Here is a 7,044-nt window from a genome sequence, read left to right as displayed (position 1 = left end):
GCGGCCTTATTGTTTCCCTGTTAAGTTTCTTCCTGGCATCCTCCAGGAAATCTCCGCCCCGTTCGTAAGCCATTTCCGCTCGCCGCAGTCGAACGACCGAGCGTAGCGAGTCAGTGAGCGAGGAAGCGGAATATATCCTGTATCACATATTCTGCTGACGCGCTGGTGCCACCTTTTTCTCCTGCTACATGAAGCACTTTCATAAAGTGTTACTCCGCCGTAACATATTAAGCCAGTATACACTCCGCTAGCGCTGCGTGACTGGTTCAGGGCTGCGCCCCGAAACCCGCCAAAAGCCTGACGCGCCTGCGGCTTGTCCAACCCCGCGCCGACCGGGAAAGGCTTTCCCGCCCGTCCCGGCGTTATCAGGAGGCCGGTTTGTCAGAGAAACGGAACAAGATGCTCACCATGTGGGTGACGGAGGACGAGCACCGGCGGCTGCTTGAGCGCTGCGACGGCAGGCAGCTGGCAGCGTGGATGCGGCAGACCTGCCTGGACGAAAAGCCGGCACGTTCCGGAAAGCTTCCCTCAATCTCGCCGGCGCTGCTGCGCCAGCTTGCCGGCATGGGCAATAACCTGAACCAGATAGCCCGCCGTGTTAACGCCGGCGGGGGTACCGGCCATGACAGGGTGCAGATTGTTGCGGCGCTGATGGCCATCGATGCCGGACTTGAGCGGCTGCGGCACGCCGTTCTTGAGAAAGGAACGGACGATGATCGTTAAATTTCATCCACGCGGTCGCGGCGGTGGCGCCGGGCCGGTGGACTATCTGCTGGGTAAAGACCGGCAGCGTGAAGGCGCCACCGTCCTGCAGGGGAAGCCGGAAGAAGTCCGGGAGCTGATTGACGCGTCGCCTTACGTTAAGAAATACACCTCCGGCGTCCTGTCGTTTGCGGAGGCCGATCTCCCTCCCGGCCAGCGGGAAAAACTGATGGCCAGCTTCGAGCGAGTTCTGATGCCCGGACTCGATAAAGATCAGTACAGCATTCTGTGGGTGGAGCACGCGGACAAGGGGCGTCTGGAGCTGAACTTTCTGATCCCCAATACCGAGCTGCTGACCGGCAGGCGGCTCCAGCCTTACTACGACCGCGCCGACCGGCCGCGCATCGATGCCTGGCAGACTATCGTGAACGGCAGACTGGGGCTGCACGACCCGAACGCGCCGGAAAACCGCCGGGCGCTGGTCACGCCGTCCGGGCTGCCGAAAACGAAGCAGGAGGCCGCAGAAGCCATTACCCGGGGACTACTGAGCTTAGCCTCGTCCGGGGAGCTGAAAAGCCGTCAGGATGTCACTGACACTCTTGAAGGTGCAGGTTTTGAGGTGGTGCGCACCACGAAAAGCAGTATCAGCATTGCCGACCCGGACGGGGGGCGAAACATCCGACTGAAGGGAGCTATCTATGAGCAATCTTTTTACGGCCTCGAGGGACTTCGAGGAGAAATTGAAAGCGCAGCAGCAGAGTACCGGCGAGATGCTGAAAGCCGCATTCAGCGAGCACGAGCAGTCTGTCAGAGCGGAACTGAGCGCAAGCGCGAGGAGAATCAGCGACGCCATCAGCGCCCACGAGCAGAATATGAGCGAGGCGATGGAGAAAAACCGGCGGAGCGTGCTGCTGACGGCCGGGAGGACATGGCTCACCATCCTGATGGTGTCAGCGCTGCTGATCGGCACGAGCGGGAGCATTCTGTGGTGGCAGGGGCAGCAGATAACCGACAATTACACGCATCTTCGTCAGCAGGAAGATACCCTGGCGAAAATGACCGCCCGGACGTGGGGAGTGCGCTATCAGGAGAGCAGCGACGGCCGGAGATTCCTTATCCTGCCGCCGGGGATGCAAACCGAAGCCATCCCTTACGACGGGACGACATGGATCCGCCTGAAACAGGAGTAGCGGAAAATGACAGAGCTGGAAAAGCAGTTGCTGAGCGCATTAGAGCAGCTACAGCAGGACTACTCGCAAAGGCTGGACGAATGGGAGAGCGCCTTCGCGGAATGGCGGAGCATGTGTGGTCTTATGCAACGGGAGAACGCGATGCTGAACGAGCGCGTGTCGGACTTGAGCACGCAGGTGCTGAGTTTAAGCGAGCAGCTGCGCCGCTTGTCCGGGAACTGAATGCGATCGAGCTCCGGCAGAGGGAGAATGAGTATCAGAAAACACTGGAGCTGGAGCGCCAGCCGCAGAAAACCTACCGCGGGCCGACACTTTAAACCATCCAGGCAGCTGACAACCCGCACGAAGAGGGGCTCTTATTTCTCCCGCTAAATAGGTTCGTGATCAAAAAGGTCACGACTTATTCAGGAGCGGGAAATGAAGCTGTTAAATCTTATTGAATCATTGCTTAACTGCCTATACCTGGCGGCGGAGCTGTGGGACTGGCTGGAGAAGCATTTGTCGGTTTTTAAGGCATTGGCGCGGATTTTAGTGTGACTTTAACATCCATGCATCTGGCTGCATGACTATGCACCAGTGTAATATTCAGCGGCTGCGTTTCTGGTGTTTTTTCGTTATGTCTGTCGCCACTTTCTCGCGTCTGGCACCGGAAACGCAGCCAACCCCGTTTCAGCGGTGCGGGCAACGGATGTTATGTTTAATGTTGATAACAGGAGTAAGAGTGATGCTTACATTTATTGGTAATGCTGCCAACTTACTGATTTAGTGTATGATGGTGATTTTAAGGTGCTTGCGTGGCTTCCATTTCCATCAGATGTCCCACTTGTTCAGCTACCGAAGGCGTCGTGCGTAACGGTAAAAGCACTGCCGGACATCAGCGCTATCTCTGCTCTCACTGCCGTAAAACATGGCAAATCAGCTTCACTTACACCGCCTCTCAACCCGGTACACATCAGAAAATCATTGATATGGCTATGAATGGGGTTGGGTGCCGTGCCAGTGCCCGCATTATGGGCGTTGGCCTCAACACGATTTTACGGCACTTAAAAAACTCAGGCCGGAGCCGGTAACATCGCGCATACAACCGGGCAGTGACGTCATTGTCTGCGCGGAAATGGACGAACAGTGGGGCTACGTCGGGGCTAAATCACGTCAGCGCTGGTTATTGACAGGATGCGCAGGACGGTGGTGGCACACGTCTTTGGTGAGCGTACTCTGGCCACACTGGAGCGTCTTCTGGAGCTGCTGTCGGTCTTTGATGTGGTGGTATGGATGACGGATGGCTGGCCGCTTTATGAATCACGCCTGAAGGGAAAGCTGCACGTTATCAGCAAGCGTTACACTCAGCGCATTGAGCGACATAACCTGAATCTGAGACAACATCTGGCAAGGCTGGGACGGAAGTCACTGTCGTTCTCAAAATCGCTGGAGCTGCATGACAAGGTCATCGGGCATTATCTGAACATAAAACACTATCAGTAAGTTGGAGTCATTACCTAAATTAACAATAAACCCCATTAATAGTCACAATCAGAAAAATAAAAAGCCGTTTATTCCCTACGGTATAAACGGCTTTTTTGGAACATGACTCACTCAATGGAGCACGGTCACCGCATCCTTAAGGCGTCCGGCGCGGTGCTTCACCATGGCCGAAATGCGCGCGCTCTCCTCGACCAGATCGGCGTTTTTCTGCGTGATGCTGTCGAGTTCAGCTACCGCACGGGTTAGCTCTGATAAGCCGGTTGCCTGCTCGGAGGTCGCGTGGCTGATCTGGGCGATAAGCTGGGTCACGTTTTTCACCTGCACAACGATATCATCCATCGTACGGCCCGCGGCGTGAACCTGCTCAGAGCCGGACTGCACCTTGCTGGCGCTGGCATCAATGAGTTTACGAATATCGTTAGCCGCACTGGCGCTGCGGCTGGCAAGATGGCGTACTTCGCCCGCGACCACGGCAAACCCTTTGCCCTGCTCCCCTGCCCTTGCCGCTTCAACCGCCGCGTTCAGCGCCAGAATATTGGTCTGGAACGCGATATCGTTAATCAGAGAGGTAATCGAGCCAATGCGCTGCGTGCTGTCGGCAATATCATCCATCGTTTTAACCACGGTCTGCATCGCATTGCCCCCTTTCGTTGCCGCGCTGCTCGCAGCCACGGAGAGTTTGTCCACCTCGGCGGCGGTCTCGGAGTTACTCTGAACGGACGCGGCCATCTGGTTCATTGTCGCGACGGTCTGCTGCACGTTCGCGACGGTCTGACAGGTCCGATCGTTCAGATCTTCATTTCCCTGCGCCAGCCTGTCGCTCCCGTCACGGACGCTCACCACCTGGCTCGACACGTCATTGATCAACCAGCGGCACATCAGGCCAAGTTGTCCTACCGCGCGCAGCGTCAGGCCCAGCTCATCGCTGCGGTTAAGATGCTGCACGCTGTTGCGCTCGCCGGTGGCGACCTTCAGCGCCTGTCGCGCCACATTCTCTATCGGGCGGACAATCTGTTGCTCAAACAGCAGCGTTCCCATCAGCATCACCACCGCAGCGGCGGCAAGCGGTAACCAGCCTGCGGAGGTGGCGGCCAGCGTGGCGGCGAGTCCGGCAAAGAGCACCGCCATCACGCTGCGCACGCGCCAGCGCAGCGGCATGGCCGGGAGTTTACCCAGCCAGCCCTTTCCCACCACCAGCCCTTTGTGAATACGTTTTTTACAGCGCCCGTCGTTCAGCGCCCGGTAGAGCGGCTCCACGGCGGCGATCTCTTCCGCTGTGGCTCTGGTGCGAATCGACATATAGCCCGTCACCTGCCCGCGACGCACCATCGGCACCGCGTTAGCACGCACCCAGTAGTGGTCACCGTTTTTGCGCCGGTTTTTGACAATCCCGCTCCACGGCTCGCCCTGCTGCAGCGTGTACCACATATCGGCAAACGCAGCTTTTGGCATATCGGGATGGCGCACCATATTGTGCGGCTGGCCCGTCAGCTCATCGAGCTGATAGCCGCTCACCTGAACAAAGGTGTCGTTGGCGTGGGTGATGTAGCTGTGGACGTCTGTGGTAGACATTAAGGTGGTGTCATCGTCCAGAGGATATTCATTCTGGGTGACATAGGTTGGAGAGGACATCGTGAGCATCCCTTGCAGGTTATTTGAAAGTTAATTTTGTGGGGCAATGTTTTTTCGGCGGTAAACAATTTATCTTTAGGGAAGGTGCGAATAAGCAGGTCATTTCTTCCCAAGCTGACTCGCTGATTAAAATTTCGCGGATCTGGGCCGATTTTTTTCCCGCAAACACATCGAATCAGCCTATTTAGGCTATTTTTTCCACCATTTCTGGCGTTATTTCAGGTTTTTACTGAGATCTCTCCCTCTGACGTATCATTTGGTCCACCCGAAACAGGTTGGCCAGGGTGAATAACATCGCCAGTTGGTTATCGTTTTTCAGCAGCCCCTTGTATCTGGCTTTCACGAAGCCGAACTGCCGCTTGATGATGCGAAACGGGTGCTCCACCCTGGCACGGATGCTGGCTTTCATGTATTCGATGTTGATGGCCGTTTTGTTCTTGCGCGGATGCTGCTTCAAGGTTTTTACCCTGCCGGGACGCTCGGCGATCAGCCAGTCCACATCCACCTCGGCCAGCTCCCCGCGCTGTGGCGCTCCTTGGTAGCCGGCATCGGCTGAGACAAATTGCTCCTCTCCATGAAGCAGATTACCCAGCTGATTGAGGTCATGCTCGTTGGCCGCGGTGGTGACTAGGCTGTGGGTCAGGCCACTCTTGGCATCGACACCAATGTGGGCCTTCATGCCAAAGTGCCACTGATTGCCTTTCTTGGTCTGATGCATCTCCGGATCGCGTTGCTGCTCTTTGTTCTTGGTAGAGCTGGGTGCCTCAATGATGGTGGCATCCACCAAAGTGCCTTGGGTCATCATGACGCCTGCTTCGGCCAGCCAGCGATTGATGGTCTTGAACAATTGACGGGCCAGTTGATGCTGCTCGACTTGTTCAGCTACCGAGCAGGTGGCGGAAATTCATGATGGTGGTGCGATCCGGCAGGGCGCTATCCAGGGATAATCGGGCAAACAGGCGCATGGAGGCGATTTCGTACAGGGCATCTTCCATGGCACCGTCGCTCAGGTTGTACCAATGCTGCATGCAGTGAATACGCAGCATGGTCTCCAGCGGATAGGGCCGTCGGCCATTGCCCGCCTTGGGATAAAACGGCTCGATGACAGCGGTCATATTCTGCCATGGCAGAATCTGCTCCATGCGGGAGAGGAAAATCTCTTTTCGGGTCTGACGGCGCTTAGTGCTGAATTCACTATCGGCGAAGGTGAGTTGATGGCTCATGATGTCCCTCTGGGATGCGCTCCGGATGAATATGATGATCTCATATCAGGAACTTGTTCGCGCCTTCCCTGAATATGGAGTACGGAAAGCGGAGGAACGATACCGTCGAAATCCATCAGCAGAAAATGAGGATCTGTTATGGAGAGCTAGAAGTCGTATAACTGGCATGGAACGCAAGTAATGTTTCCTAAGTGTGTTGATAGGCAAACATGGTGGGAGTTACTACTCTCGGAGTTAATGATCTTCTTGTGATCCTGTCGTTTCAGTCGTAATCTCTTGCTCTGAAAACGAAAAAACCACCTGGGGAGGTGGTTTGATCGAAGGTTAAGTCAGTTGGGGAACTGCTTAACCAGGTAACTGGGTATACGAGACCGCAGATACCGAAACTGTTCTTTCAGTGTAGCCGCAGTCAGGCCCATACTTCAAGACCTCTGAATCTCTCTCTCGTATATCCCAGTTACCAGTGGCTGCTGCCAGTGGCGCTTTGTCGTGCTTTCTCGGGTTGGACTCAAGATGATAGTTACCGGGTAAGGCGCAGCAGTCGGACTGAACGGGGGGTTTGTGCATACAGTCCAGCTTGGAGCGAACTGCCTACCCGGAACTGAGTGTCAGGCGTGGAATGAGATAAACGCGGCCATAACAGCGGAATGACACCGGTAAACCGAAAGGCAGGAACAGGAGAGCGCACGAGGGAGCTACCAGGGGGAAACGCCTGGGATCTTTATAGTCCTGTCGGGTTTCGCCACCACTGATTTGAGCGTCAGATTTCGTGATGCTTGTCAGGGGGGCGGAGCCTATGGAAAAACGGCTTTGCC

Annotated in this window: 3 protein-coding genes and 3 pseudogenes; 3 read left to right on the top strand and 3 right to left on the bottom strand. The window is 55.9% G+C overall.

What is annotated here, in order from left to right:
* Positions 1–399 precede the first annotated feature (399 nt).
* From O1724_RS23490 to O1724_RS23480, 3 genes and pseudogenes are all read left to right on the top strand, one after another.
* The gene (locus O1724_RS23490) at positions 400–723 is read left to right on the top strand and encodes a MobC family plasmid mobilization relaxosome protein (RefSeq protein WP_007772081.1); all 324 of its coding nucleotides are present in this window, start codon (positions 400–402) and stop codon (positions 721–723) included.
* A complete protein-coding gene (gene mbeA / locus O1724_RS23485) occupies positions 713–2,209 on the top strand; it encodes a plasmid mobilization relaxase MbeA (RefSeq protein ID WP_045332490.1) in 1,497 nt (498 codons plus the stop codon). The genes O1724_RS23490 and mbeA overlap by 11 nt, the downstream gene beginning before the upstream one ends.
* Before the next feature lie 477 nt (positions 2,210–2,686).
* A pseudogene (locus O1724_RS23480) lies at positions 2,687–3,374 on the top strand (IS1 family transposase).
* Positions 3,375–3,485: 111 nt separating this feature from the next.
* Here the strand turns inward: O1724_RS23480 and O1724_RS23475 are convergent.
* The 3 genes and pseudogenes from O1724_RS23475 to O1724_RS23465 all read right to left on the bottom strand — a co-directional run bounded on the left by O1724_RS23475 (position 3,486) and on the right by O1724_RS23465 (position 6,229).
* Positions 3,486–5,006: a methyl-accepting chemotaxis protein gene (locus O1724_RS23475; RefSeq protein ID WP_048269853.1), complete on the bottom strand. Its 1,521-nt coding sequence runs from the start codon at positions 5,004–5,006 to the stop codon at positions 3,486–3,488.
* Positions 5,007–5,086: 80 nt separating this feature from the next.
* Positions 5,087–5,296: pseudogene (locus tag O1724_RS23470) on the bottom strand (hypothetical protein); the annotation flags it as partial.
* Positions 5,233–6,229: pseudogene (locus O1724_RS23465) on the bottom strand (IS5 family transposase). The pseudogenes O1724_RS23465 and O1724_RS23470, both read right to left, overlap by 64 nt.
* Positions 6,230–7,044 lie beyond the last annotated feature (815 nt).

This window comes from Enterobacter cloacae complex sp. HYC074_NIDB, from assembly GCF_056673345.1.
The sequence above is the reverse complement of the archived record's forward strand: the minus strand, read 5'-3'. Positions and strand labels throughout refer to the sequence as shown.